The 25,134-nt window shown below is 67.4% G+C and carries 19 protein-coding genes; 6 read left to right on the forward strand and 13 right to left on the reverse strand.

Annotated elements, in window-relative coordinates; translation table 11 throughout:
* Positions 1-11: 11 nt before the first annotated feature.
* Genes mreD through mreB form a run of 3 tightly spaced genes read right to left on the reverse strand, consistent with a single transcriptional unit; the run spans position 12 to position 2,618 of the window.
* Complete coding sequence (gene mreD, locus JFY56_RS07545; protein ID WP_208312915.1) at positions 12-500, reverse strand: rod shape-determining protein MreD; 489 nt, start codon at positions 498-500, stop codon at positions 12-14.
* The gene (mreC, locus tag JFY56_RS07550) at positions 500-1,549 is read right to left on the reverse strand and encodes a rod shape-determining protein MreC (RefSeq protein WP_208313229.1); all 1,050 of its coding nucleotides are present in this window, start codon (positions 1,547-1,549) and stop codon (positions 500-502) included. The genes mreD and mreC overlap by 1 nt, the downstream gene beginning before the upstream one ends.
* Before the next feature lie 31 nt (positions 1,550-1,580).
* On the reverse strand, positions 1,581-2,618 hold the full coding sequence (gene mreB / locus JFY56_RS07555; protein ID WP_208312916.1) for a rod shape-determining protein MreB: 1,038 nt from the start codon (positions 2,616-2,618) through the stop codon (positions 1,581-1,583).
* A 236-nt stretch (positions 2,619-2,854) separates the two neighbouring features.
* Here mreB and gatC point away from each other — a divergent pair, with 236 nt between their 5' ends.
* The 5 genes from gatC to JFY56_RS07580 are packed head-to-tail and all read left to right on the forward strand — an operon-like array spanning position 2,855 to position 6,913.
* Positions 2,855-3,142, forward strand: a complete 288-nt coding sequence (gene gatC, locus JFY56_RS07560) for an Asp-tRNA(Asn)/Glu-tRNA(Gln) amidotransferase subunit GatC (protein ID WP_208312917.1) — start codon at positions 2,855-2,857, stop codon at positions 3,140-3,142.
* A gap of 20 nt (positions 3,143-3,162) precedes the next feature.
* Positions 3,163-4,617, forward strand: a complete 1,455-nt coding sequence (gene gatA, locus JFY56_RS07565) for an Asp-tRNA(Asn)/Glu-tRNA(Gln) amidotransferase subunit GatA (protein ID WP_208312918.1) — start codon at positions 3,163-3,165, stop codon at positions 4,615-4,617.
* A gap of 14 nt (positions 4,618-4,631) precedes the next feature.
* A complete protein-coding gene (gene gatB / locus JFY56_RS07570) occupies positions 4,632-6,077 on the forward strand; it encodes an Asp-tRNA(Asn)/Glu-tRNA(Gln) amidotransferase subunit GatB (protein WP_208312919.1) in 1,446 nt (481 codons plus the stop codon).
* Positions 6,078-6,128: 51 nt separating this feature from the next.
* Entirely contained in the window at positions 6,129-6,509 is a 381-nt protein-coding gene (locus JFY56_RS07575; protein ID WP_208312920.1) for a septal ring lytic transglycosylase RlpA family protein, read from the forward strand.
* Positions 6,510-6,526: 17 nt separating this feature from the next.
* The gene (locus JFY56_RS07580; RefSeq protein ID WP_208312921.1) at positions 6,527-6,913 is read left to right on the forward strand and encodes a carboxymuconolactone decarboxylase family protein; all 387 of its coding nucleotides are present in this window, start codon (positions 6,527-6,529) and stop codon (positions 6,911-6,913) included.
* A gap of 179 nt (positions 6,914-7,092) precedes the next feature.
* Here JFY56_RS07580 and JFY56_RS07585 read toward each other — a convergent pair whose 3' ends face one another.
* From JFY56_RS07585 to JFY56_RS07615, 7 genes are all read right to left on the reverse strand, one after another.
* Positions 7,093-7,890 (reverse strand): YfaP family protein, encoded by a 798-nt coding sequence (locus tag JFY56_RS07585; protein WP_208312922.1) that lies wholly within the window; start codon positions 7,888-7,890, stop codon positions 7,093-7,095.
* A 4-nt stretch (positions 7,891-7,894) separates the two neighbouring features.
* Complete coding sequence (locus JFY56_RS07590) at positions 7,895-9,535, reverse strand: DUF2300 domain-containing protein (RefSeq protein ID WP_208312923.1); 1,641 nt, start codon at positions 9,533-9,535, stop codon at positions 7,895-7,897.
* Positions 9,535-14,118, reverse strand: a complete 4,584-nt coding sequence (locus tag JFY56_RS07595) for an alpha-2-macroglobulin family protein (RefSeq protein WP_236032478.1) — start codon at positions 14,116-14,118, stop codon at positions 9,535-9,537. The genes JFY56_RS07590 and JFY56_RS07595 overlap by 1 nt, the downstream gene beginning before the upstream one ends.
* Complete coding sequence (locus JFY56_RS07600) at positions 14,052-14,672, reverse strand: DUF1175 domain-containing protein (RefSeq protein ID WP_208312925.1); 621 nt, start codon at positions 14,670-14,672, stop codon at positions 14,052-14,054. Before JFY56_RS07600 ends, JFY56_RS07595 begins: the two co-directional genes overlap by 67 nt.
* Entirely contained in the window at positions 14,669-16,411 is a 1,743-nt protein-coding gene (locus tag JFY56_RS07605; RefSeq protein ID WP_208312926.1) for a DUF2138 domain-containing protein, read from the reverse strand. Before JFY56_RS07605 ends, JFY56_RS07600 begins: the two co-directional genes overlap by 4 nt.
* Positions 16,412-16,427: 16 nt before the next feature.
* Positions 16,428-17,231 (reverse strand): YfaP family protein, encoded by an 804-nt coding sequence (locus tag JFY56_RS07610; RefSeq protein WP_208312927.1) that lies wholly within the window; start codon positions 17,229-17,231, stop codon positions 16,428-16,430.
* A 126-nt stretch (positions 17,232-17,357) separates the two neighbouring features.
* Entirely contained in the window at positions 17,358-18,665 is a 1,308-nt protein-coding gene (locus tag JFY56_RS07615) for an MFS transporter (protein WP_208312928.1), read from the reverse strand.
* Between the two features lie 383 nt (positions 18,666-19,048).
* Between JFY56_RS07615 and JFY56_RS07620 the strand changes: the two genes are divergently transcribed.
* Positions 19,049-21,880 carry an AMP-binding protein gene (locus JFY56_RS07620; RefSeq protein ID WP_236032479.1) on the forward strand — a complete coding sequence of 944 codons (2,832 nt, stop codon included), beginning with the start codon at positions 19,049-19,051 and terminating at the stop codon, positions 21,878-21,880.
* Between the two features lie 104 nt (positions 21,881-21,984).
* Here JFY56_RS07620 and JFY56_RS07625 read toward each other — a convergent pair whose 3' ends face one another.
* The 3 genes from JFY56_RS07625 to JFY56_RS07635 form a co-directional block, all read right to left on the reverse strand.
* Positions 21,985-22,926: an AEC family transporter gene (locus JFY56_RS07625; protein ID WP_208312929.1), complete on the reverse strand. Its 942-nt coding sequence runs from the start codon at positions 22,924-22,926 to the stop codon at positions 21,985-21,987.
* A 187-nt stretch (positions 22,927-23,113) separates the two neighbouring features.
* A complete protein-coding gene (locus JFY56_RS07630) occupies positions 23,114-23,674 on the reverse strand; it encodes a response regulator transcription factor (protein WP_208312930.1) in 561 nt (186 codons plus the stop codon).
* A 24-nt stretch (positions 23,675-23,698) separates the two neighbouring features.
* A complete protein-coding gene (locus JFY56_RS07635) occupies positions 23,699-24,955 on the reverse strand; it encodes an ATP-binding protein (RefSeq protein WP_208312931.1) in 1,257 nt (418 codons plus the stop codon).
* Positions 24,956-25,134: the final 179 nt, after the last annotated feature.

Raw genomic sequence — 25,134 nt, forward strand, 5'->3', positions numbered from 1 at the left:
GGGCTGGGCAGTCAGTTGATGCTCAGACGCACACGCAAGCCCCGCAACAGGGCGTACACCCAGGGCCAGAGCAGCGCGCTAACCAGTGCGGGCAGCAGGAAGACCAGGGTCGGCGGGCGATTGCCGGTCAGCGTGTTGAGCCACAGCTGGACCAGCTGCGCCAGGCCGAAGACCACCAGCAGGACCAGGCATTGCTGCCAGATCGGGAACATTCGCAGACGTTGCTGCAGGTTCAGCACCAGGAAAACGATCAGGCCGAGAACCAGCGCGTTCTGCCCGAGCAGGCTGCCGTACAGCACATCCGCCGCCAGACCCAGCACCCAGGCAGTGAACATGCCGACCTTGTGCGGCAGGTAGAGCACCCAGTAGGTCAGGACCATCGCCAGCCACAGCGGCCGGCCGATCTCCATGAAACTCGGCATCGGCGCCACGGACAGCAGCAGCGCCAGCAGCAGGCTGAGCCAGACGACCCAGCCGTTACGCGAACCGTGGGCCGCCATCAGTTGCGACTCCTTTCGCCAGGTTGTGCGGGAGCGCTGGAATGCGCCTGCTGCGCAGCGGGCGGATGGGCAGCCGGTGCCGGAGCCTGGGCTTGCGGTGCAGTCGCCGGAGCCGCGGCCGGCGCCTGTGCGGGCGGCTGCGCCGTGCCCTGGGCGGCGGCCTCGGCAGCCTGGCGATCGGCCTCGACCTGCGCCTCGGCGGCATCGGTGGCGCGCTCTTCCGGGGTGCGGCGGTCGCTGAACACCAGCAGCACATAGCGGCTGCGGTTCATCTTGGCGGTGGGCACCGCACGGATGGTGGCGAATGGCTGGCCGGTGTCATGGATGACTTCCTTGACCACCGCCACCGGATAGCCGGCCGGGAAACGCTGGCCGAGGCCGGAGCTGACCAGCAGGTCGCCCTCCTTGATATCGGCGGTATCGGCGACGAAACGCAGTTCCAGACGCTCCGGATTGCCTGTACCGACCGCGATGGCGCGCAGGCCGTTGCGATTCACCTGCACCGGAATGCTGTGGGTGGTATCGGTCAGCAGCAGCACGCGGGAAGAGTAAGGCATGACCTCGACCACCTGCCCCATCAGGCCGCTGGCATCGAGCACCGGCTGGCCCTGGAATACGCCGTCCTTCTCGCCCTTGTCGATCAGGATGCGCTGGGTGAAGGGGTTGGGATCGACGCCGATCAGCTCGCTGACCAGCACCTTGTCGTCCACCAGGGCGGCGGAATTGAGCAGTTCGCGCAGGCGCACGTTCTGTTCGGTCAGGGTCGCCAGCTTCTGCAGGCGGCGCTGCATCAGCAGTGACTCGGCCTTCAGGCGCTCGTTCTCGGCGAGCAGCTCGCTGTGGCTGGCAAACTGGTCGCGCACGCCTTCCCAGGCCCGCACCGGCAGGTCGGCGAGCCAGTAGAAGGGGGTGAGCACCAGCCCCATCTGGCTGCGCATCGGCTTGAGGTAGTCGAAGCGGGCATCGACCACCATCAGGCTGACAGACAGCACGACCAGCGCGACCAGGCGTACGCCCAGCGACGGCCCTTTGGAAAATAGCGGTTTGATGGCCCGATCCTAGACGAGAGGGCTCCCCACCTTATTCGGTGGAGAGCAGGTCCATGGCGTGACGATCCATCATTTCCAGCGCACGGCCGCCGCCACGAGCCACGCAGGTCAGCGGGTCTTCGGCAACGATCACCGGCAGGCCGGTTTCCTGGGCCAGCAGCTTGTCCAGGTCACGCAGCAGCGCGCCACCACCGGTCAGCACCAGGCCGCGCTCGGCGATGTCGGAAGCCAGTTCCGGCGGCGACTGCTCCAGCGCGCTCTTCACCGCCTGGACGATGGTCGCCAGGGATTCCTGCAGCGCTTCGAGCACTTCGTTGGAGTTCAGGGTGAAGCTGCGCGGTACGCCTTCGGCCAGGTTGCGGCCACGCACATCGACTTCGCGGACTTCGCCGCCGGGGTAGGCAGTGCCGATTTCCGTCTTGATGCGCTCGGCGGTGGATTCGCCGATCAGGCTGCCGTAGTTGCGGCGCACGTAGGTGACGATGGCTTCGTCGAAGCGGTCGCCGCCGACGCGGACGGATTCGGCATAGACCACGCCGTTCAGGGAGATCAGCGCGATTTCGGTGGTACCGCCGCCGATATCCACGACCATCGAGCCGCGGGCTTCTTCCACCGGCAGGCCGGCGCCGATGGCAGCGGCCATCGGTTCCTCGATCAGGTACACCTCACGGGCGCCGGCGCCGAGGGCGGACTCGCGGATGGCGCGGCGTTCGACCTGGGTGGACTTGCACGGCACGCAGATCAGCACACGCGGGCTGGGCTGCAGGAAGCTGTTCTCGTGAACCTTGTTGATGAAGTACTGCAGCATCTTTTCGCAGACGCTGAAGTCTGCGATCACGCCGTCCTTCATCGGACGGATGGCGGCGATATTGCCCGGAGTACGGCCGAGCATGCGTTTGGCTTCGGTACCAACGGCTACCACGCTTTTCTGGCTGCCGTGACTGCGAATGGCGACCACCGACGGTTCGTTCAGGACGATGCCGCGCTCGCGCACATAAATGAGGGTATTGGCAGTGCCCAGGTCGATCGACAGATCACTGGAAAACATGCCACGCAATTTTTTGAACATGGGGAAGGAACCCTGGGAGATGCGTGGGTGAAGAAATGCGCGGGTAAAAAAGTGCGGCAAACTCTAACAACGACGGGGATTTTGGGCAAGGCGGCATTGTGTTAAATTGCTCCCTTTTCCGGGCCTTCAGGCCCTGTCCCAGCGGCCTCTGACCGCCTGCCGCGGGATCCGTTCCCCGCCCTTTTCCGTCCGGCCTGCGACCATAGGACGCTGGCCGCTCTAGCTGGAGACTTCCGATGGCGCTTGAACGCTCCGACGTGGAGAAAATCGCCCACCTGGCCCGCCTTGGGCTGGCCGAGGCCGATGTATCACCCACCACAGAAACCCTGAACAACATCCTCGGCCTGATCGACCAGATGCAGGCCGTCGACACCACGGGCATCGAGCCCCTGGCGCACCCGCTGGAAACCACCCAGCGCCTGCGCGCCGACGCGGTGACCGAGGAAAATCACCGCGACGCCTACCAGGCCGTGGCCCCGGCCGTGGAAGAGGGCCTGTATCTGGTCCCGAAAGTCATCGAGTAATTAAGGAAGGACACGGACACATGCTGCATCAACTGACCCTCGCCGAGGTCGCCCGCGGCCTCGCCGACAAGCAGTTCTCCGCCGAAGAGCTGACCCGTGCCCTGCTGGCCCGCATCCAGCAGCTCGACCCGCAACTGAACAGCTTCATCAGCATCACCGAGGAACTGGCCCTGAATCAGGCCAGGGCAGCCGACGAACGGCGTGCCAAAGGCGAGAACGGCGCCCTGCTCGGCGCACCGATCGCCCACAAGGACCTGTTCTGCACCCAGGGCATACGCACCAGCTGCGGTTCGAAGATCCTCGACAATTTCGTTTCGCCGTATGACGCCACCGTCGTCGAGCGCCTGGCCAACGCCGGCGCCGTCAGCCTCGGCAAGCTGAACATGGACGAGTTCGCCATGGGCTCGTCGAACGAGTCCAGCTACTACGGCCCGGTGAAGAACCCGTGGGACCTCGAACGCGTCCCCGGCGGTTCCTCCGGCGGTTCCGCCGCGGCGGTCGCCGCCCGTCTGATTCCCGCCGCCACCGGCACCGACACCGGCGGCTCGATCCGTCAGCCGGCGGCGCTGACCAACCTCACCGGCATCAAGCCGACCTACGGCCGCGTCTCCCGCTGGGGCATGATCGCCTACGCCTCCAGCCTCGATCAGGCTGGCCCGCTGGCGCGCACCGCCGAGGACTGCGCGCTGATGCTCGGCGCCATGGCCGGCTTCGATCCGAAGGACTCCACCAGCGTCGACCAGCCGCTCGACGACTACCTGGCCGCCCTGCAGAAGCCGCTGGCCGGCCTGCGCATCGGCCTGCCGAAGGAATACTTCGGCGCCGGCCTCGACAGCCGCATCGCCGACGCCGTGCTGGCCGTGGTCGAGCAGCTCAAGCAGCTTGGCGCGACGGTCAAGGAAATCTCCCTGCCGAACATGCAGCACGCCATCCCGGCCTACTACGTGATCGCGCCGGCCGAGGCCAGCTCCAACCTGTCGCGCTTCGATGGCGTGCGCTATGGCTATCGCTGCGAGAATCCGCAGAACCTCGAAGACCTGTACAAGCGCTCGCGCGCCGAAGGCTTCGGCGCCGAGGTGAAGCGCCGCATCATGGTCGGCACCTACGCGCTGTCCGCCGGCTACTACGACGCCTACTACCTGAAGGCCCAGCGTATCCGCCGCCTGATCAAGAACGACTTCGTCGCCGCGTTCAACGAGGTCGACGTGATCCTCGGCCCGACCACGCCGAACCCGGCCTGGAAGATCGGCGAGAAGAGCGGCGACCCGGTCTCCCAGTACCTGGAAGACATCTACACCATCACCGCCAACCTCGCCGGCATCCCGGGCCTGTCCATGCCCGCCGGATTCGTCGACGGCCTGCCGGTCGGTGTGCAGCTGCTCGCGCCATACTTCCAGGAAGGCCGTCTGCTCAACGTCGCGCACCAGTACCAACAGGCGACCGACTGGCACAAACAGGCACCGGCCGGCTTCTGAGGAAGGATTACGATATGCAATGGGAAACAGTAATCGGGCTGGAGATCCACGCACAGCTCTCCACCCGGTCGAAGATCTTCTCCGGCAGCGCCACCACCTTTGGCGCCGAGGCCAACACCCAGGCCAGCCTGGTCGACCTGGCGATGCCCGGCACCCTGCCGGTGCTGAATGAAGAAGCCGTGCGCATGGCCTGCAAGTTCGGCCTGGCCATCGACGCGAACATCGCGCCGCGCAACGTCTTCGCGCGCAAGAACTACTTCTACCCGGATCTGCCCAAGGGCTACCAGACCAGCCAGATGGACCATCCCATCGTCGGCAAGGGTCACCTGGACATCACCCTGGAAGACGGCACCGTCAAGCGCGTCGGCATCACCCGCGCGCACCTGGAAGAGGACGCCGGCAAGAGCCTGCACGAAGACTTCCACGGCATGAGCGGCATCGACCTGAACCGCGCCGGCACGCCGCTGCTGGAGATCGTCTCCGAGCCGGACATCCGCAGCGCCAAGGAAGCCGTGGCCTACGTCAAGGCGATCCATGCGCTGGTCCGCTACCTCGGCATCTGCGACGGCAACATGGCCGAAGGCTCGCTGCGCTGCGACTGCAACGTCTCGGTGCGGCCGAAGGGCCAGGCCGAGTTCGGCACCCGCGCCGAGATCAAGAACGTCAACTCCTTCCGCTTCATCGAGAAAGCGATCAACCATGAAGTGCAGCGGCAGATCGACCTGATCGAGGAAGGCGGCAAGGTGGTGCAGGAAACCCGCCTGTACGACCCGAACAAGGACGAGACGCGCTCCATGCGCAGCAAGGAAGAAGCCAACGACTACCGCTACTTCCCCTGCCCGGACCTGCTGCCGGTGGTGATCGAGCCGAGCTTCCTCGACGCCCTGCGCAACGAGCTGCCGGAACTGCCGGACCAGAAGCGCGAGCGCTTCCAGAGCGCATTCGGCCTGTCCGCCTATGACGCCAGTGTGCTTTCCGCCAGCCGCGAGATGGCCGACTACTTCGAGAAGGTCCAGGGTATCTGCGGCGACGCCAAGCTGGCTGCCAACTGGGTGATGGGCGAGCTGTCCAGCCTGCTCAACAAGGACGGCCTGGAGATCGAGCAGTCGCCGGTTTCCGCCGAGCAACTGGGCGGCATGATCCTGCGCATCAAGGACAACACCATCTCCGGCAAGATCGCCAAGATGGTCTTCGAGGCCATGGCCAACGGTGAAGGCAGCGCCGACCAGATCATCGAAGCCAAGGGCCTGAAGCAGGTCACCGACAGCGGCGCCATCGAAAGCATGCTCGACGAGATGCTGGCGGCCAACGCCGACCAGGTCGAACAGTACCGCGCCGCCGACGAGGCCAAGCGCGGCAAGATGTTCGGCTTCTTCGTCGGCCAGGCGATGAAGGCCTCGAAAGGCAAGGCCAACCCGCAGCAAGTGAACGAATTGCTGAAGAAGAAGCTCGAATCCTGAGCCATCCAGACGCCGGGTACGCCCGGCGTTTTCTTGTCCCCGGGAGTCGTCATGCACAACTTCAACTTCCTTCGTCTTCCGCTCTTCATCGCCCTGGCCGTGCTGATCACCGGCTGTGCCGGGCAGATCGGCGACAGCAGTTATGACGAAACCGGCAAGGCCTCCTTCTATGGCAGCCGCCACGCCGGAAAACGCACCGCCAGCGGCGAGCGCTACAGCCCCTCGGCCCTGACCGCAGCGCACCGAGACCTGCCATTCGGCACCCTGGTGCGGGTCACCAACCTGAAGAACGACCGCAGCGTGGTGGTGCGTATCAACGACCGCGGTCCGTTCGTGCGGGGACGCATCATCGACGTTTCCCGCCGGGCGGCCGACGCCATCGGCATGACCCGCAGCGGCGTCGTCCCGGTACGGGTGCAAAGCCTCGACTGATCGACAAGGAGAACGAGATGAGCGAACAGGACCGGCCACACGGCCAGCAGGTACGCCGCGAAGTGATGGGCGATGCCTTCGTCGACCGCGCCATGAGCAACGCGACCGACTTCACCCGGCCGCTGCAGGACTTCGTCAACGAGCACGCCTGGGGCGCGACATGGGCCCGCGAAGGCCTGCCGCGCAAGACCCGCAGCCTGATCACCCTGGCCGCGCTGACCGCCCTGAAATGCCCGCAGGAGCTGAAAGGCCACGTACGCGGCGCACTGAACAACGGCTGTACGGTGGAGGAAATCCGCGAAGCGCTGCTGCACTGCGCGGTGTATGCCGGCGTTCCGGCCGCCATCGACGCCTTCCGCGCCGCACAGGAAGTGATCGACGCGTGGCAGGCCGAGCAGGGCTGAGATTCCCTGTAGGGCCCTCTACGGCACGGTGCCGAGCACTTCGTAGGATGGGTTGAGCTTGCGATACCCATCATCCGCGGCGTCCATGGGTATCGCTTCGCTCAACCCATCCTACGTTTCTTGCTCCATTCGACTCCGGATCGCCAGCAAGCTGGCTCCTACCAAGAGCGGTCCCGGCGTCAGGGATAGCTGAAGCGCTTCACCAGCGTCAGCTCCCCCGGCGCACGCATCGGCACCAGGAAGGATTCCTGCTTCTCGTTCGGCGTGCCTTCCTCGGTAATGACGGTGATCTGCGCGGTGGTCAGGTCCTGCGCGGCCTTCACTTCTCCGTCGCCGACGCCATAGCCGCCGCCGTAATAGTTCACATAGACCAGATACTGCCCCTTCAGCGGCGAGGGACTGGCGATGATTTCCGGCCCGTAGCCGGTGGTCACGTCGACATCCAGCGCCGCGCCGTTGGCCAGCGAGCGGTCGCCGTACCAGACATGCCCACCGTCGGGCGTCACCAAGTGTAGGTCGAGGTCGGTGTTGTCGCTGTCCCAGGACAGCAGCACACGCAGCTTGGCCGGCACCCGCCCGGCGCCGCTGGCGTAGAACTGCGCGCGGCGTTGCTGCCCGCCATCCGGACTGCGCACCTCCACGCTGTTGCTGCCATTGGGGAAGACGAACGGCCGGTCGAAGTTGCCGTCGCCGTCCAGCTTGAGCGGCATGCTGACGCCGTTCACCACCAGCCTGGCGGGCTCCGTCGGCGGTTTCGGCAGGGCCGCGATCTGGCCCTTGATCCGCGCGGCGGACGCCTGTCCGGCCGGCGTGCCCACCGAGGACGCCGGGTAGTTCACCGTCTGCATGAACTGCTCCCCTTCACCGCCAGATTCGCGCCAGCCGCCGCTCGGAGAGTCCAGACGGACGCCCTCGGCAACGGCCAGCGAATGCGGCAGCGCGGCGATCAATAGCAGGGAAAAAACACGGAGTCTCATCGGACTACTCCAGCAGCAGTTGGCGGGCGAGGTTCTCGATATAGCCCTCGTCCTGCCCATTGGGATGCGCCTCGAAGGCCAGGTGCAGGTATTCGTGGGTCAGGTCCAACCGGTCCTGCAGCGAGAACAACTCGCGCACGTAGATGCGCCGTCGCTCGCGGTCGACATGCGGGCGCCCGGAAAACAGCCGGCAGACGGCGAAGGATGCCGGCTCGGCATAGCCCGGCTGCATGTCGAGCGTCGGCCGCCACTCGCGGCGCCGTGCGGTCAGCCATTGCGCCGCGGCCGGCAGCGGCTGGCACGCCGCCTGCGGTTTGCCCCAGCGGGTCAGGCTGGCCGCCGGAAAGGCGCGGGCGAGGATCGCGTCGTAGCGCACGCCGGACTCGGCCTGCGTTACCGCATCGCGCCAGGCCATGCGCGCCGGACCAGGGCTGTCCGAGTGATAGGTGACCGGACTGCCGGCCAGCACCAGATCGTCGGTCCAGGCCGCAATGCGCCGTGCCGCCTGGCTCGCCGGACGCGGAGCAACGCGCTGGCTGGCGCTGCTGTCGGCGATGCGCAGACAATCGCCGCGACGCTCGGCGTTCTGCAGCAGGTAGGAGCGGATCGCCACGGCCAGCGCCTTGGCTGCCTCGGCCGGTTGCGCCGACGCCTCGCGCTGCAGCACCCGGGCCACGTATTCCTCGCGCGACAGGCGGGCGGTCAGCTGCGGCCGCGTGCCGTCGCGTTCGAGGAAAAGCTCGCCCGCGCTTTCGATGGCCAGCCGGTTGGTATTCTCGAACTCGACTTCATAGCGCCCGTTCAGCGCTCCGACGCCAGCCGATGAACCATCCGCACTGCGCACCTGCTTCAGCGGATAACGGGCGAACAGTCCGACCTCCACGCATTGCCCCGTCTCGGCAGGCCAGGGGGCGGGCAGCACGCTGCCGAGCACTTCAGAGTAACGCGCCAGCACGGTCCTGCTGGTCCCCGGCGCGCCCATCCAGAGCGGCGAACCATCGGCCAGCCAACCGGCGAAACCGCCCTGCCGGGCCTGTGCATCGCGCTCGTCGAGCCAGCTCCAGGTCTTCACCCGCAGGCGTCCGCCCAGCACGCCCGCCACCTGTCCATCGCCGCCGTTCAGCACCACATCCAGCAGCACACGGCGCGCCTCGGCCTGGGCCGGCAGATTCTCCAGCGCATCCAGCAGTTCCGCGACCGGAACGCGGGTCTGCGGTTGCAGACGAGACAGGTCGGCGAGCCATTCCGGAGCATGGCGGGCCTGCCAGTACCGGCGCCAGTCAGACGCCTGCAAGCCGAGCCGATCCGGCGCGAAATACAGCCCGCAGGAACGCACCAGCGCTTCATCGCGGCCAATGCTGCCGCCCGGCTCGCAGCAGTACACCTCCTCGCGCGACTGGCCGTGGCAGGCGTAGGCCGGCTCGCGGCTGTCGTGGTCCACCAGCCAGGCGTAGGCGAACAGTTTCCACAGGCTGCCGAGCGGCGCCTGCAATGTCGCGGGTAGCGGCGAACGCTCGACCACGCGTGACTCGTCCAGCCGCAGCAGCTCATCGCCCTGCGGCGTGCGCAGGGCCAGTTGCACAGGCGCTTCCCCAGCCATCGCCAAAAGCGGAAGCGCGCAGAGCAGCCAGACGAGCAGACGCATCACTCGACCTTCAGCCGGGCAAGCGCTGGTTGTTGTTCCAGAGCCTGCTCTTCCGGGGCGTACAGGCGCACATAGCGCGCTGGCGGCAGGTTGAACTGGCCCTTCTGCGAGAAGCGCAGCAGATGGCGCACACGCAGTTCGCCGGCCAGGGTGTCCACCGGCACGGCATAGAGCAGTTGCCCCGGCTCGTGACGGGCCTTTTCCAGCGGCGCCGCTTCCGCCGTCCCCAGCCCGCTGACCTGGATGCCCCAGGTGGTGCGCTCAACGTCGGCGCCCGGCGGCAGCGGCACTTCCAGCATTCCATAGCGCAGCGCGTGGGCCTGTTCGGTGGTCAGCGTCAGCTCATCGAGGTAGAGGTCGTCGCTGGAGATCGGCTTGTCGCCGACTTCCTCCACCGAGAACTCGAAGGCCTTGTCGCCCGGCACGAGGCGTAGCAGACGCCTTTCGATCTGGACCGGCAGCGCGGCAGATGGCGCTTCGTCGCTGCTGAAGCTGAGCACGGCATCCAGCGGGCGCGCCGGAGCGCTTTGCAATGCCAGCGTGGTCGGCACGCCCTGCCCTTGCCACTGCCAGTAGCTCTCGCCAGTGGCTCCCTGGGCAAGCTTCCAGCCTGCGTCCGGAACCGGCAACTTGCCAGCCGGCGCCTGCTCCACGGAGCGCTGCAGCCAGGTCAGGGCCAATGCGCGTTCCAGGGTCGGCTGGGCCGGCGCCAGGCGCTGCAGCACCACCCGCGCACGCTGCGCATCCAGCGGCTCGACGAACAGACGCAGGGCTTCGGCGAAGGGTTGCTCGCTCTGCTTGAGCGCCTGCTCGGCCGTCGGCAGTTGCGCGGCGAAGGCGGCCGGCAGGGCGACGCCGGCCTGACGCGCCAGCCCGGCAGTCAGGACGCGGGCAGCGGCGAGGCCAGGCGTGGAATCCGGCGCGGCCATCACCAGGCTGTCCCGGCCACCGCGCGGCATCGGCAGGTCCTCGCCATCGCCGGTCTTGCCCAGGTCGTCCATCAGGCCGCCGAGCAGGGTCGCCACCGGCAACTGCATATCGCGGGCGAACGCCAGGATCAGCGCGCGCTGCAGCAGCGGCGTGGTGGCGGCCTGCTTGGCATACAGGTCGAGTACCCGCTGCCAGTGATCTGCCGGCAGGCTCAGCTCCAGTGCACGGCTGGCGTACCAGTCGGCGTAATAGGCATAGGCGGTGAGGAAGGCATCGCCGTCCTCGCCCATGCCCCACCAGGTGAACTGGGCGTTCGGCCCGGCCATCTGCACCAGGCGCAGGCGGCTGTTCTGCATGATCAGGCGCAGGCGGTCGCGCACCCTTGGCTCGCCGGCGGCCAGCACGGGATAGGCCAGGCTCAGCGGCAGCAACTGGCTGGCAGTCTGTTCGACGCCGCAGTAGGGATAGGCCAGCAGGTCGTCGAGATTGGCGCGGAACAGGGCCTGCGCACTGTCGTCCAGGCGCAGGCGGATATCCCGCGCATCCGCCGGCAGCTTCAGCGGCGTGCTGTCGGATGCGACCGGCACATGCTGCGTCTGCACGGCCTGCCAGCCTTCGGCGCTGAGCGTCAGGCGCACCGCCAAGGCGTCCATCGGCTTGCCGTCCTGCAACAGTTCGGCGCTCCACTCGCCCTCGCCGAGCTCGGTGGCGGGCAGCGCCACATGGTTGATCCCGCGGGCGAGCTGCAACGGCAGACGCTGCTCCTTGCCGGCATAGCGCACCAGCAGTTCGGCCGCGACCGGCTGCTCGCCCTGATTGAAGACGAAGACGCCGAAGTCCGGCCTGTCGCCGGCACGGAAGCGCGTCGGGCCGCTCCATTTCAGGTACAGCGGCTTCTCCGAGCGGATGAACTGCTTCTTCTGCCCGACCTGTCCGGCGTCGTCCATCGCCCGCGCGGTGATGCGCCAGCGGGTCAGCGACTCGGGCATGCGGAAGCTGAAGCGCGCCTTGCCCTCAGCATCGGTGACCAGCTCGGGCTGCCAGGCGGCGGTATCGACATCTTCCCGCCGCGGCCGCTCCAGCACCTTCACCCCGCGCTCGCTGCGGTTGGCCCGCCCCGGCGCGCTCGGGCTGCCGGGCAGCGCCACGTCATAGCTGATGAACGCCAGGCTGGCGCTGGTGCGCACGTTGTTGCGCCGCGGATGGTAGAAGAACTGGCCGATATCCGGAGCGATCTCCGGCTGCAGCGCATAGATCATCTCGTCCACCACGCTGACCGTCAGGCGCGTGGCCGCCGGTTTGCCGGCGAAGCTCGTGCTCAGTTCGACGTTGACCGTCTCGCCCGGCTGGTAATGCTCCCTGTCCGTGGCGATGGCGATTTCCACCTGCGGCGCGGCAACCTTGATCCCGGCGTTCTGGAAGCTGTAGTCGCCGGCCCTGGTGTAGAGCACGGAGAAGGTCAGGTTCGGCGCGAAATCCTCCTTAACCGGAATCCGCGCGCGGTACTGCGTGGGGTTCAGTTTTTCCAGCTTCAGCCAGTCGGCGCCCTTCGACAGCAGCGCCGTGGCCTCGACGCGGTCGCGCTCCAGCGACAGCAGCGCATCGCCGATAGGCTCGGGGAAGGTGATCAGCGCCAGCGCCTCATCGCCGCTGCGGTATTCCGCCTTGTCGAGGACGATCTCGACGGTGCCGGCCACCGCCTTCACGCCTTCGCCGCTGACCGAATGCCCTGTGGCGCCGAGCAGTTGCCCGTGCTCGTCCCGCAGCAGGATGCTGTAGGTGCCCGGCCGCTCGAAGGCGATATCGAAGCCGCCATCGGCGACGCTGCCCTCGGTCTTCGACTGGTCCTCCAGGCGCACCGACTGCCAGGACACCGGCTTGATCGCAGCGCCCTGCTCGCTGGCGTACTGGAAGTGCACCTTCTCGCCGGCGGCACTGAAGCGCTGCGCCGCGCTGACGCTGTAACGCGCCGCCCCGCGCTCGATGAGGATTTCCTTGCTGGTCTTGACCCGGTAGGCCGCGCCGTCGCTGGCGAAGATGGTCAGCAGGTAGCGGCTCGGCTTCTCCGCGGCGGGCAGCTCCAGCGCCGCGCGGCCCTGGGCGTCGGTGCGCAGCTCGCTGCTGCTCAGTTCCACGGGGAACTGGCCGAGGTACTGCAACTCGTTGTCCACCATCGACAGTTGCTGGGCGCGCAGGCTGATCTGCAGTCGCGCGTCGGCCACCGGCTTGCCGTCCGGGTAGAGCAGCACCAGGTTGCCCTTGACCGGCTCGCCGGTGCGGAAGTCGGCCTTGGCCAGGTCGAGCGACACCTCGAAATGCGGCTTGATGTACTCGGCGACGCGGAAGGCGCTGCTGTACTGCTGGTCGCGGTAGACGAAGCGCAGCTCGTAGCCGCCGGCGACGGCGTTCTGCGGCAACTGGAAGCGCGCCTGGGTGCCGGCCTTCGGGTCCAGCTTCAGGTCCAGCGCCTGCAGGGCGGTGCCGTTGGCATCCAGCACGTTCAGGCGGATCGGCGCAGCCTGCGGGGCCACCGAGTCGCGGGCGTTCCTGAACTCGCGGCCGACGATCTTCACCTCGACCCAATCACCCGGCCGGTACAGCGGGCGGTCGGTGAAGGCGTAGAGCTTGGTGTCGTAGATTTCGCTGTCGTAGTAGAAATTCTCGGAGACGAACACCCCGCCCTCGTCGTCCTCGCCGATCACATAGGAGCGTTCCGGGCTGACGTGCTTCAGGCGCAGCAGGCCATCGGCGTCGGTGCTGCCGCTGGTCATCACGCCGAGTCCGTCGGTCCACAGCACGCTGGCCTTGGGAACGGCGGTGCCTTCGTGCTTGCGCGCGGTCCATACCAGCAGCTCGTCGCCGGCGATCTTGCTCACCGCCACGGTGTTGGAAACGAACACCACGGTGGTCGCGCGATACTTGCCGACCAGCGCCTCGACCAGATACAGCCCCGGCTTGAGCTTGCCCAGCGGGATATAGACGTTACCCGGCACCACGTTGATGAACTCGCTGGAGGAGCCGCTCAGGTGTACATCCTTCGGCGGCTGGATCGGCTCGGCGTCCCACAGCGGGTAGCGGAACTGGCTGACCATCGGCAGCCCCGGCATCGGCGCGAACTGCGGCTGGGCGTCGAAGCGGGTCGGCGCGGCGATGGCGTTGCCCATCTTCAGCTCCGGCACCGCCTCGGTGACCTGCTTGCGCGACTCGTAGGAAAACGCCCGCTGCATCACCCGCCGCGACTTGCGGTACCAGTTGTCCCACAGGTACGCGAGGGTGTTGGACAGGCCCTCGCCCTTGAACTGCCCCTCGGCAACCACCCGGTGCAGGTTCTTCTGGCGCTTGAGGAAGTCCATCGGCTTGTCGATGCGGTAGACCCGCACGTCCACCCCGCCGTAAGGTTCCATGCGATAGCGCCGGTAGTCGCGGCCCGGTGCCTCCAGCCGCACCTGGGCGACCTCGTCGCTGGCGAAACTGCTGTCGGCGAGCAGGAAGAAGGACTCGCCGGCCATCGGCGTGTAGTTGCTCGGCTCCACCGAATCCTCGGCGCGGGCGCCGGCGAACGGCAGCAGCGCCAGCAGGAGCAGGATCAGCGGGAGAGGAAGGCCAATCGATAGATGCCGATAAAGTTGGGATTGGATTCGTCGGGTATCCATCGGGTGTCCTTCCATGTCATCAGTTGTTGCAGGCCGACCGAGCGCATGCCGTTGTCGGTCGGCGTGGTGGTTCCGGTGTGATAGGCGATGCTGCGGCCCATCCAGATCATCAGGTGCTGGTCGTCGCCCTGGTCGTAGAACATCAGGTCGCCGGGGCGCGCCTGGTTGAGGTCGCGGCCGACGAAGCGGCTGTTGTACTGGATCAGCTTGATCGCGTTGACGTAGGGGCCGACCTGACCGCCGCCCTGCTGCCAGCTCTGCGCCAGCGTGCGCTGGGCGTCGCTGAGCTGCAGTTCCGGCGGCAGATAGCGATTGGACAGGCCGTTGGCGCGCAGCCACTTGTCGTCGTGGACCTTGAGCGCCTCGTTGGCGGCGAAGCGCACCAGCCCGGCGCAATCCTGCTGGTGCCAGCGCGGGCTGGGGCCCTGGCGCAGCTGCTCCTGGGCGATACGCACGAACCAGGCGCGGAATACCTGCGACTGCTCCGGATCGAGCGGCTCCGCCCGCACCACGCAGGCGAACAGCAGCAAGCCGGCAAGCAGCACGCGCTTCATAGCGGACGCCATTCCAGCGGCAGCCATTGCCAGGGCTCATCCGCCTGAACGCCGGCCGGCAGGCTGAGGGCGTACCGGCGCTGGCCGGCAAGCACCTTCAGTTTCGGCAGCAGGTGTGTTTCCGCGGCGTTGCGGAATACCGGCTCCATGTCCTGCGGCAGGCTGTCGAGGGTTTCCTGCTGGAACAGCGCGGACAGCGTCTCCGGCGCCAGGTAGAGCGGAACCAGCGCATCGCCGGGCAGCACCTCGGCGAGCGGCGGGAAGCGCTTGTCGAGGGTGTCGAGTGCCTTGTCCACCAGCCGGTCGTCCAGCGAGAACAGCAGGGTCTCGCCGTGCCGGGCCAGGCTGACGCGGAAGAAGCCCTTGCCGCTGACGGCCTCCGGCGATTCCGCCGCGCTGGCCGGATACTGGCCGAAGTTGGAACTGACCTGGCGCTGCCATTTATGCGTCTCGCCCTGGCTTTCACTGACGACCGGGAAGGCCTTGTCCTGGACATTGGCTTCATGGGCACCGATCACCGAGGTGAACAGCTTGCCCAGATCGTCGTCCATCTCAGCACTGGCCGGCGCGCTCAGCTTGCCCACCAGCAGCGGGCTGTGCAGGCGCGAGTCGGCGTACCAGCAGAGGCCGGCGGCACCGCTCAGGTGCTCGCCGAGGGTTTTCGCCATCTGCTCATCGGCGCCGAGTCGCACCAGCAGTTTCTGTTCCTGCCCCGGCGCCACGGGCAGCGCCACGCAGGCGCTGGCGCCCATCGGCATGGCCTGCCAGACCGGGGCGAAATCGAGCTTCGGCGGGTCGTCCACCTCGTCGAGGGCGAGGAAGCTGTGCCAGCCGTCAGCGCCCTTGTCGAAGCGCAGGCCGGCGAAGGCCGGGATGAAATGCCGGTAGCCGAGGGCGAGAAAATCCGCGCCGAGAACGATGCGCTGGCTGAGTTCGCCACGCTTGTCGAGGCCGAAACGCTCGGGGAAGGGATCGTTGCCATCAAGCAGTTCTTCGAGGTCTTCGGTCGCCGCAGCGGACTGCAGCGGGCCGGGGTTTTCCGGCTGCTCGCCATCCTGCGCAGCGGCTGCCTCGCGCTCGTCGGAGAACAGCAGGTCCGGGCTGGACAGCACCAGCAACTGGTCGCCATGGGAAGCGAACAGCAGTTCGCGGCCGGCGTTGTAGCGCAGGCGATAGAGCGGCACGCGGTCGCCGTCGACGCGCAGCTCGCCGTCCTCGCGCAACTGCGTGTCGTCCAGGGCGGCGCGGGCCAGCGGCTCCAGCACCTTGGCCAGTCCGCCACGGCGCATCAGGACGAGGAAGTGCTTCAGCCGGCCATCGGCGCCGCGCCACAGGGCGACCTGCGCCGGCTGGTCGAGGAGCTCCTCGATCAGGCTGTCCTGCAGCTTCAGGTCATGCTCGTAGATGATCCGCCGCAGGCTGCCGGTAAGGCCGAGGCGGTCGGCGTTGTACTGGTAGTAGAAGACGAAATCCTCGGTGAGCACGTCGCGCAGCAGCGGCACCGCCAGGATGTCCTTCGGCAGGCTGCTCAGCGAGGCGCTTTCGATCAGCGCATCCGGGCGCTTCAGGTCCAGCCCGAGGACGCTCCGCTCGGCCATCCCGCGAGCCGGTCCGGCGGCATGGAAATACCAGGCCAGGCCGCCGGCCACTGCGCCCGCCAGGCACAGCCCGAGGACCGCGAACAGGCCGCGCCGGCCCTTGGCGGCGGAGGCTGGACTGGGTGTGGTGTTCTCGCTCATGGGATTCCTTCCCGCCTCAATATCTGAATGACTTGACCAGCAGCAGGTCGCCGATGGTGCGCAGGGGCACCAGGAAGGTCTCGCGTTTTTCGTCCACGGTGTTCTCGTTGAACACCAGGCTGATCTGCGCGGTGATCACCTCGTTCTGGTTGCTGCCAGCCTCGAAGTTGTAGCCCTGGCTGTTCAGGTTGCCCCAGTAGTTCACATACAGCAGGTAGGTGCCATGCGGGGGCGCAGCCATGGTGAACATTTCCGGTCCCGGCCCGTCGACGCTGTCGACATCCAGCCCGCCGCCGGCCTGCAGCACCGGTCGCGCCCAGTAGGCATGCTGGCCGTCCGGAGTGACCACGTGCAGGTCGAGTTCCGCCTTGGGATCGTCCCAGCCGAGCACCACGCGCAGGCGCGCCGGGGTCAGCAGGGTATTGGCCTCGTAGAACTGGATGCGCTTCAGCGGCTGCCCCGCCTCGCTGACCACCTCCACGCTGTTGGAACCGGCGCCGAAAGCATAGGGCCGGACGAAACGCCCGGCCTCATCCGTATATAAAGGCAGCGGATTGCCGTTCACCACCAGGCGTTGCGGGCGCTGGGTGCCGGCCAGTTCGCGCAGGCGGCCCTCGATCAGGCTGCGATTGCGCTGGGCGCCACGGTCGATGGGTGGTGTGGGATAGGCGACGCGGGGGTTTTCCGTGCGGTCGAGCAGCCCGGAATAGCGCCAGCCAGCCGACGGCCCGTCGATATCGGCCGCTGGAGCCGCGCAAGTGCCGGCCACCGGCAGCGACAGCCCGAACACAACCGGCAGGATGCGCAGGACGGGGCGCATGATCGATCCTTGATATGAAAGTGATCCGCTAAGCCTAGACGGGCATGGCCGATGCAGGCCGTCAGACGGCTCCGAAAAAACGGCAGACATGGACTCGCCGTTACGTAAGTCCACGCAGTCATTTACCTAGGCGGCCGCAGTCTGCGGCGCATCGAGCAGCGCGGCACGCTGGCCGCGCTTGAGGTCGACGCCGGCCAGCAGCAACAGGCCGACGACGAAGTAGCTGCCGGTCACCAGCATCGCCAGGCGGTGGTCACCGCCGCTCAGCCAGTTGGTCAGGCCGTAGGTCATCGGCCCGAGTATCGACGACAGCTTCACCGCCTGCCCCCACAGGCCGAAGAACTCCCCCAGCCGCGTCGGCGGTGCCAGCAGGCCGACGATGGCGCGCCCGGCCGACTGGCTCGCGCCCATGCACAGCCCGGCGACATTCGCCGCCAGCCAGAACTGCGCCGGTCCCTGGGCGGACCAGACCAGCCCCACCATGAGAATCCAGCCAACCAGGGTCAGCGCCAGGGTCGCGCGGTGGCCGAGGTAGTCCTGCAGATGGCCGAACGCCAGGGCGCCGAGGGAAGCGGTGATGTTGACCACGAAGATCAGCATCAGCGTGTCCTGGGTGCTGAAGCCCATCGCCTGGTCGGCATAGATGGCGGCCAGGGTGATCACCGCCGAAATCCCCGCCTGGTAGCTCACAGTGCACAGCAGGAAGCGCAGCAGGTCGCGATAGCGGCGTGCCTCGCCGAGGGTGCGCGCCAGCCGCGCCCAGGTCTCGCGCAGGGTGTGGCGCTCGTCGGCGCGTAGTTGCGGTTTGGCCCGTTCGCGCAGGAAGAGGAAAGTCGGCAGGCTGGACAGGGCGAACAGCGCGGCGGTGATCAGCATGCACACCGGGACGAACTGCGCCGCCTCCTGTCCCCGCCCCTGCGCCCAGGCGACATACGCCAGGCAGGCGCCGAGGCTGAGCAGGCCGCCGATGTAGCCCAGCCCCCAGCCCCAGCCGGAAACCCGGCCGAGGGCATCGCTGCGCGCCAGTTCGGGCAGGAAGGCGGCGACCAGGTTCTCGCCGGTGCCGAAGAAATAGTTCGACAGCACCACGAACAGCACCGCCAGGGCGAGCGTGCCGGGACCGGCCAGCGCCAGTCCGGCGGTGCACAGCACGCAGCCGATGGTGGTCAGCAGCAGCAGGCGCTTCTTGCAGGCGCGGGCGTCGGCGTAGGCGCCCACCAGCGGCGCGCTGAGGATCACCAGCAGGTAGGAAAGGGAAATGGCGCTGGTCCAGGCCAGGGTGCCCCAGTCCGCGCCGCCGGCCACCACGGCGACGAAGAAGGCGTTGAACACGGCCGTCGTGACCACCGTGGTGTAGCCGGAGTTGGCGAAGTCGTACATGGCCCAGGCCCAGACTTCGCGATACTGCACTCCCGGGACAAGACTGGCGGACATTGAGGCTCTCCGTTTGCTGATCGATGGTGGCCGGCGCATGCCGACGGGTCGCACAGATTCTAGCGTCCACAGGGAGATCCGGGGTTCAGGCGTAGGTTGGCGCTGAGCTTGCGAAGCCCAACATCTGCTGAGCCTGGCACCGTTGGGCTTCGCGGGCTCAGCCCAACCTACGAGTTCAGCCCAATATCAGGCCCCGCCAGTGTTGGGCTTCGCAAGCTCAGCACCAACCTACGAGTTCAGCCCAACGCCGCGCGGACTCCGGGCGTTACGCGAACTCGGCGGCGATATGCAACTGGTCCGCTGTCGCTATCGCTGCGGTGGACAACGGCCTATGGTGCAAGAACGTGGCGGCCGGTAAAGCCGTCGCCTCGCGAGACTGATCGATGCCGCACTCGCCCGATGACACCCGCGTCGTACCGGGTCCCGAGGGGATGGTGGAACGCCTGCTGGCAATCGCCCGCCAGGTCGTCGCCGAGTTGCGTCCGCAGGATTCGGCCAGTCTGCGCATCGGCCTGCACAGCCGTCTCGAAGACGATCTCGGCCTGGACAGCCTGGGCCGGGTGGAACTCTGGTCGCGCGTCGAGCGTGAGTTTGGCGTGCGCCTGCCGGAAGCCGCGTTCAGCGAGGTAGAGACCCTGCAGCAACTGCTGCGGGTTCTGGGAGTGGGCGAACACCGCGCAGCGACGTCCGTGGCGACTATCGGGGCGGAGGCTGACGAGCCGGCGGGCGCGGAAACACCCGAGCGTGCGCAAACCCTGATCGAAGTGCTCGACTGGCACGTCAATCGCCATCCCCATCGCATCCAGGTGCGTCTGCTCGGCGAAGGCGACAGCCAGGAGCCGATCAGCTACGCGGCCCTGCAGCAGGGCGCACTGGCCGTCGCCTGCGGCCTGCAGCATTACGGCCTGCGTGCGGGCGAACGGGTCGCGCTGATGCTACCCACCGGGCGCGATTTCCTCCATGCCTTCCTCGGCGCGCTGCTGGCCGGCGGTGTGCCGGTACCCATCTATCCGCCCATGCGCCTGGCCCGGATCGAGGAACACCTGCAGCGCCAGGCGGCCATTCTCGGCAACGCCGAAGCCCGGATGCTGATCACCGTGCCCGAGGCCAAACTGGTCGCCCGGCTGCTGCGGGCGCAGGTGCCGAGCCTGGGCATGATCGCCAGCGTCGCCGAGCTGTCTTCCACCGGCGGCCGATGGATCGATCCGCAGCGACAGGCGCAGGACCTCGCCTTCCTGCAGTACACCTCGGGCAGCACCGGCCAGCCCAAGGGCGTGATGGTCAGCCACGCCAACCTGCTGGCCAACCTGCGCGCCATGGGCTCGGTGCTGCGGGTCACGCCCGACGACGTGTTCGTCAGCTGGTTGCCGATGTATCACGACATGGGCCTGATCGGCGCCTGGTTCGGCAGTCTCTACTACGCCTTCCCGCTGGTGCTGATGTCGCCTCTGGCCTTCCTGGCCCGCCCGGGGCGCTGGCTGCGGAGCATCCACGAACATCGCGGCACGCTGTCGGCGGCGCCCAACTTCGCCTACGAGTTGTGCCTGAACAAGCTCGACGACGCCGAGCTCGAAGGACTGGACCTGTCCAGCTGGCGCCTGGCCCTGAACGGTGCCGAGCCGGTCAATCCGGACACCCTGCAACGCTTCGCCGAGCGCTTCGGCCGCTATGGCCTGGCTCCGGGTGCGCTGATGCCGGTGTATGGGCTGGCCGAGGCGACCCTGGACGTGACCCTGCCGGAACCGGGGCGCGGACCGTCGTTCGACTGGGTCCAGCGCGATACCTTCCAGTCCCATGGCCGCGCCGTGCGTGCCGCGCCGGACGACCCTGGCGCACTGTGCTTCGTCTCCTGCGGACGCCCGCTGCCGGGGCATCAGGTGCGCATCGTCGACGACACGGGAATCGAACTGCCCGAGCGACGCGAGGGGCATCTGCAGTTCTGCGGGCCGTCCACCACCGCTGGCTACTTCCACAACCCCCAGGAAAGCGCGCGGGTTCGCGACGGTCCCTGGCTCGACTCGCAGGACCTCGGCTACATCGCCGCCGGCGAGATCTACCTCAGCGGCCGGGTCAAGGACCTGATCATCCGCGGCGGACGCAATATCTATCCCTACGACGTGGAGAATGCCGTGGGCAGGCTGGCCGGCCTGCGCAAGGGTTGCGTGGCGGTATTCGGCTGTCCCGATGCGGCGGGCAACGAGCGTCTGGTGGTGCTGGCGGAAACCCGCGAACAGGAGCCCGGGGAGCTCGACCGCCTGCGCCGGACAATCGCCCGTATCACCCTCGAACTGACCGGAGCGGCGCCGGACGACATCGTGCTGGCGCCGCCGCACAGCGTGCTGAAGACCTCCAGCGGCAAGATCCGCCGCGCCGCCAGCCGCGAACTCTACGAGCGCGGCGAACTGGGGCGGGCAGCGCCGGCAGCCTGGCGGCAATTGCTGCGGATGCTGCGTACGCTGGTGACCGCCCAGTTGCTGCGCGGCTGGCGAACCCTGCAGGAGTTGCTCTACGCCGCTTGGTTCTGGGGGCTGCTGGTACTGATCGGCAGCCTGACCTGGCTGGCAACCGCGCTATTGCCGCGCCCGGCCTGGTGCAGGCGTCTGGCGCGACGGGCGGCACGCGGCTTCCTGCATCTGGTCGGAGTGCCGCTGCGGGTCGACGGCCTGGGGCGTCTGTACCGCGGCGAGGTGCGCGTGCTGGTCGCCAACCACGCCAGCTACCTCGACGGACTGGCACTCTGCGCGGCGCTGCCATCCGGGTTCAGCTTCGTCGCCAAGCGCGAACTGGCCGGGCAGCGCATTGCCGGGACCTTCCTGCGCCGCCTGGGGACCTGTTTCGTCGAGCGTTTCGATCCCCGCCGCAGTGCGGCCGACGCCGAGGTCTTGGCGGGGGCGCTGCAGCGCGGGGAATCCCTGGTGTTCTTCCCCGAAGGCACGCTCACCCGCGAGCCGGGGCTGCTGCCGTTCCGCATGGGCGCATTCGTCCTCGCCGCGCGTGCCGACGTGCCGCTGGTTCCGGTGGCCATTCGCGGTTCGCGCATGCTGCTGCGCGATGGCCAGTGGTTCCCGCACCATGGCGAACTGCATGTGAGCGTCTGCCCTCAGTTGCTGGCGGAAGGCCCCGACTGGCTGGATGCGATCCGCCTGCGGGACCGCGCGCGGGCGGAACTGCTACAGCGTCTGGATGAGCCGGATCGATTGTTGCTCGCCAGCTGATCGGACGGAGCTACGTAGGTTGGCGCTGAGCGCAGCGAAGCCCAACACCTGCCGGACGTGGCACCGTTGGGCTTCACTTCGTTCAGCACCAACCTACTCAAACCCTAGATCCAGCCGCCCCACTGCAAAAGGAAGATGCCGATATTGGTGGTCACCGCAGCGGCCAGCGTGGTGATGACGATGATCGACGCGGCGAGCTGGTGGTTGGCGTTGGCCGCCTGGGCCATGACGAAGCTGGCCGCCGCCGTCGGGCTGGCGAAGTAGAGGAACAGGACGCCCAGCTCAACGCCACGGAAACCCCAGAGCCAGGCGCCCAGGGTGCACAGCAGCGGCAGCCAGACCATCTTCATCAGGCTGGCGCCGACCGCCAGGCTGCCGCTGTCGCGCAACGAAGCCAGCGACAGGGTGCCGCCGATGCAGATCAGCGCCAGCGGCATGGTCATCCGGGCGAAGTATTCGCCGGAGGTGAGCAGCCACTCCGGCAGCGCGATGGCCAGCCAGGAGAACGGCAGCGCCGCCAGCACGCCGAGGATCAGCGGATTGCGCAGCACGCTCTTGAAGATGCTCCACGGGTCGGACTTCAGGCTCGGGCTGTAGATCGCCAGCACCACCGCCGACAGCGTGTTGTAGGTGACGATCACTAGGCCGGCGAGCACCGAGCCCAGCGCCAGGCCGTGCGAGCCGTACAGACTGGTGGCCAGCGCCAGGCCGACGATGCCGTTGTTGCCGCGAAAGGCGCCCTGGGTAAACACGCCGCGTTCCTCGCGCGGCACCCGCCAGACCGCCCAGCCCCAGGCGAAGAGGAAGCCGATCAGGGTCGCCACGCAGAAATACGCCAGCACCGCCGGGCGCGCCGCCGTGTGCAGGTCCGCATGGTAGATGCCGAGGAACAGCATGGTCGGCATGGTGGCGTTGAACACCAGTGCCGAAGCGGTGTTGATGAACGACGCGTCGATCAGGCCGAGACGCCGCAGCAGCACGCCAAGGAACAGCATGGCGAAGACCGGCGCGGTGATGCCGAGGGTTTCGTAGAAGATCGCGAGCATTGCAGGAAGTGTCGGAAGGCGGGCCCGGCGATGATAGCAGGCCCGGTGTGCTGCCTCATCCGGCATCCAGCACTCGGGGCGCAATACCAGGCGCTTGTTCCCATGTCTCGGGGTCGCGAGGCATACAAAAAGGGGAGCACCGTGATGGGGCTCCCCTGTCTGATCGCGTTATCGCGTCACGATTCGCTCAGCGGCGGACCGGGCGCTTCTGCAGCTTGCGCTGCAAGGTCCGCCGGTGCATGCCCAGCGCCCGGGCGGTGGCGGAGATGTTGCCGTCGTGCTCGGCCAGCACGCGCTGGATGTGCTCCCACTGCAGGCGGTCCACCGACATCGGATTTTCCGGCACCAGGCTTTCCAGATCGGCATGGTCGGAGAGCAGCGCGGTCAGCACGTCGTCGGCATCCGCCGGCTTGCACAGGTAGTTGGTGGCGCCACGCTTGATCGACTCCACCGCCGTGGCGATGCTCGAATAGCCGGTGAGGATCACCACGCGCATCTCGGGGTCCAGTTCGAGCAGCTTGGGCAGCAGGACCAGGCCGGAATCGCCTTCCATCTTCAGATCGAGCACGGCGTAGTCGGGCAGGTCTTCCCTGGCCAGCACCAGGCCTTCTTCGGCGGAGCTGGCGACCGATACCCTCAGGCCGCGCCGGCTCATGGCGCGCGCCATGACGCGGGTGAAGGTGGGGTCATCGTCCACCAACAGCAGATGGGGCTGCTCTTCGCCTTCGAACAGGTTCTCTTCGCTCATGGGTACATCCTCGCGGGCGGGTACTCAGACCACGCCGTAACTTCGTGGCAGGCGCAACTCTGTCAGAGTGCCGCCATCTTCATGGTTGTACAACTTCACCGTACCGCCAGCCCGGGTAACGCTGGCCTGGCTGAGGAACAGGCCGAGGCCGAAGCCCTTGCCCTTGGTGGTGAAGAAGGGTTTGCCGAGCTGCTCGGCGATCGCCAGCGGAACGCCTGCGCCGTGGTCGCGGATGCTCAGGCAGATGCTGGTGGCATCCCAGTCCAGGTTGATGCCGAGGTCGTCGGGACAGGCATCGGCGGCGTTGTTCAACAGATTGAGCAGCGCCTGGGTCAGGTCGGTTGGCGGAGTCAGCCGGGGCGCGGTGCCGCGGCCGAGGATCTGGTAGCGGTAGGTGGCTTCCGGACGCATCAGGTGCCAGCGGTTCAGCACGGCATCCAGCCACTCGTTGGCGCCCTGCTCGAACACGGCCTGGCGGCGGTCGGCCTCCGCCGCGCGCACCAGTTGCTGCAGGGTTTCCTTGCACAGCTTCACCTGTTCCTGCAGCAGGGCCAGGTCGTCCTGCAGCGAGGGGACGTTGCGGTGCTCCTGGCGCAGCTCGGTGAGCAGCACGCTCATGGTCGCCAGCGGCGTACCCAGCTCGTGGGCGGCGCCGGCGGCCTGGGTGGCCACGGCGAGCAGTTGCTGGTCGCGCATGCTCAGTTCGCGCCGTTCGGCCTGCAACTGCTCCTGCCGGCGCAGCTCCGCCGCCATGCGGGCGACGAAGAAGGTGATCAGCGCGGCGGCCAGGGCGAAGCTCAGCCACATGCCATAGATGAGCAGGTACTGGCGTTGCCCGGTCGCCATCTCCAGCGGATGGAACCACACCAGCAGCACGGTATAGGACGCCAGGGCAAGGCCGGCGAGGGTGATGGTGTGCACCCAGCTCAGGGTCGCCGCGGCGATGGTCAGCGGCACCAGGTAATAGGAGACGAACGGGTTGCTCGAACCGCCGGAGAAATACAGCAGGACGCTATGGATGATCAGGTCGAAGCCCAGCTGGACGGCGAACTCCTGGTCGGTGACCGGCCAGGACGCGCGCAGGCGCACGGCGGTCAGCAGGATCAGCGCGGCGGAAATGCACAGGGTGATGCCCAGGGGCAGCCAGGGCAGCGGCAGCAGGTCGGAGAGCCAGGCGAAGCCGACCGAAGCGGCTTGCGCGCAGAGAACCAGGATACGGATGAGGACAAGCCAGCCGAGATTCTGACGGCCGGCCGAAGGCTGGAAGACCGGTGTACGCATAGTGATTTCCGGAATTTGCGCGAGTATAGCCAAGGGCATCCTCCACCCGATGCGGCAAAGCGACACAGCTTAACCTATCCAGCTTAACCCGATTGAACACCGGCGTACGTCAAAGGGTCTGACTATCCTCGCTGCTGGGCTCTACCCTGCCATCAGGATTTTTCTCTGGACCAAGGAGT

The sequence above is a fragment of the Pseudomonas schmalbachii genome, assembly GCF_017589465.1.
GTDB lineage: Bacteria > Pseudomonadota > Gammaproteobacteria > Pseudomonadales > Pseudomonadaceae > Pseudomonas > Pseudomonas schmalbachii.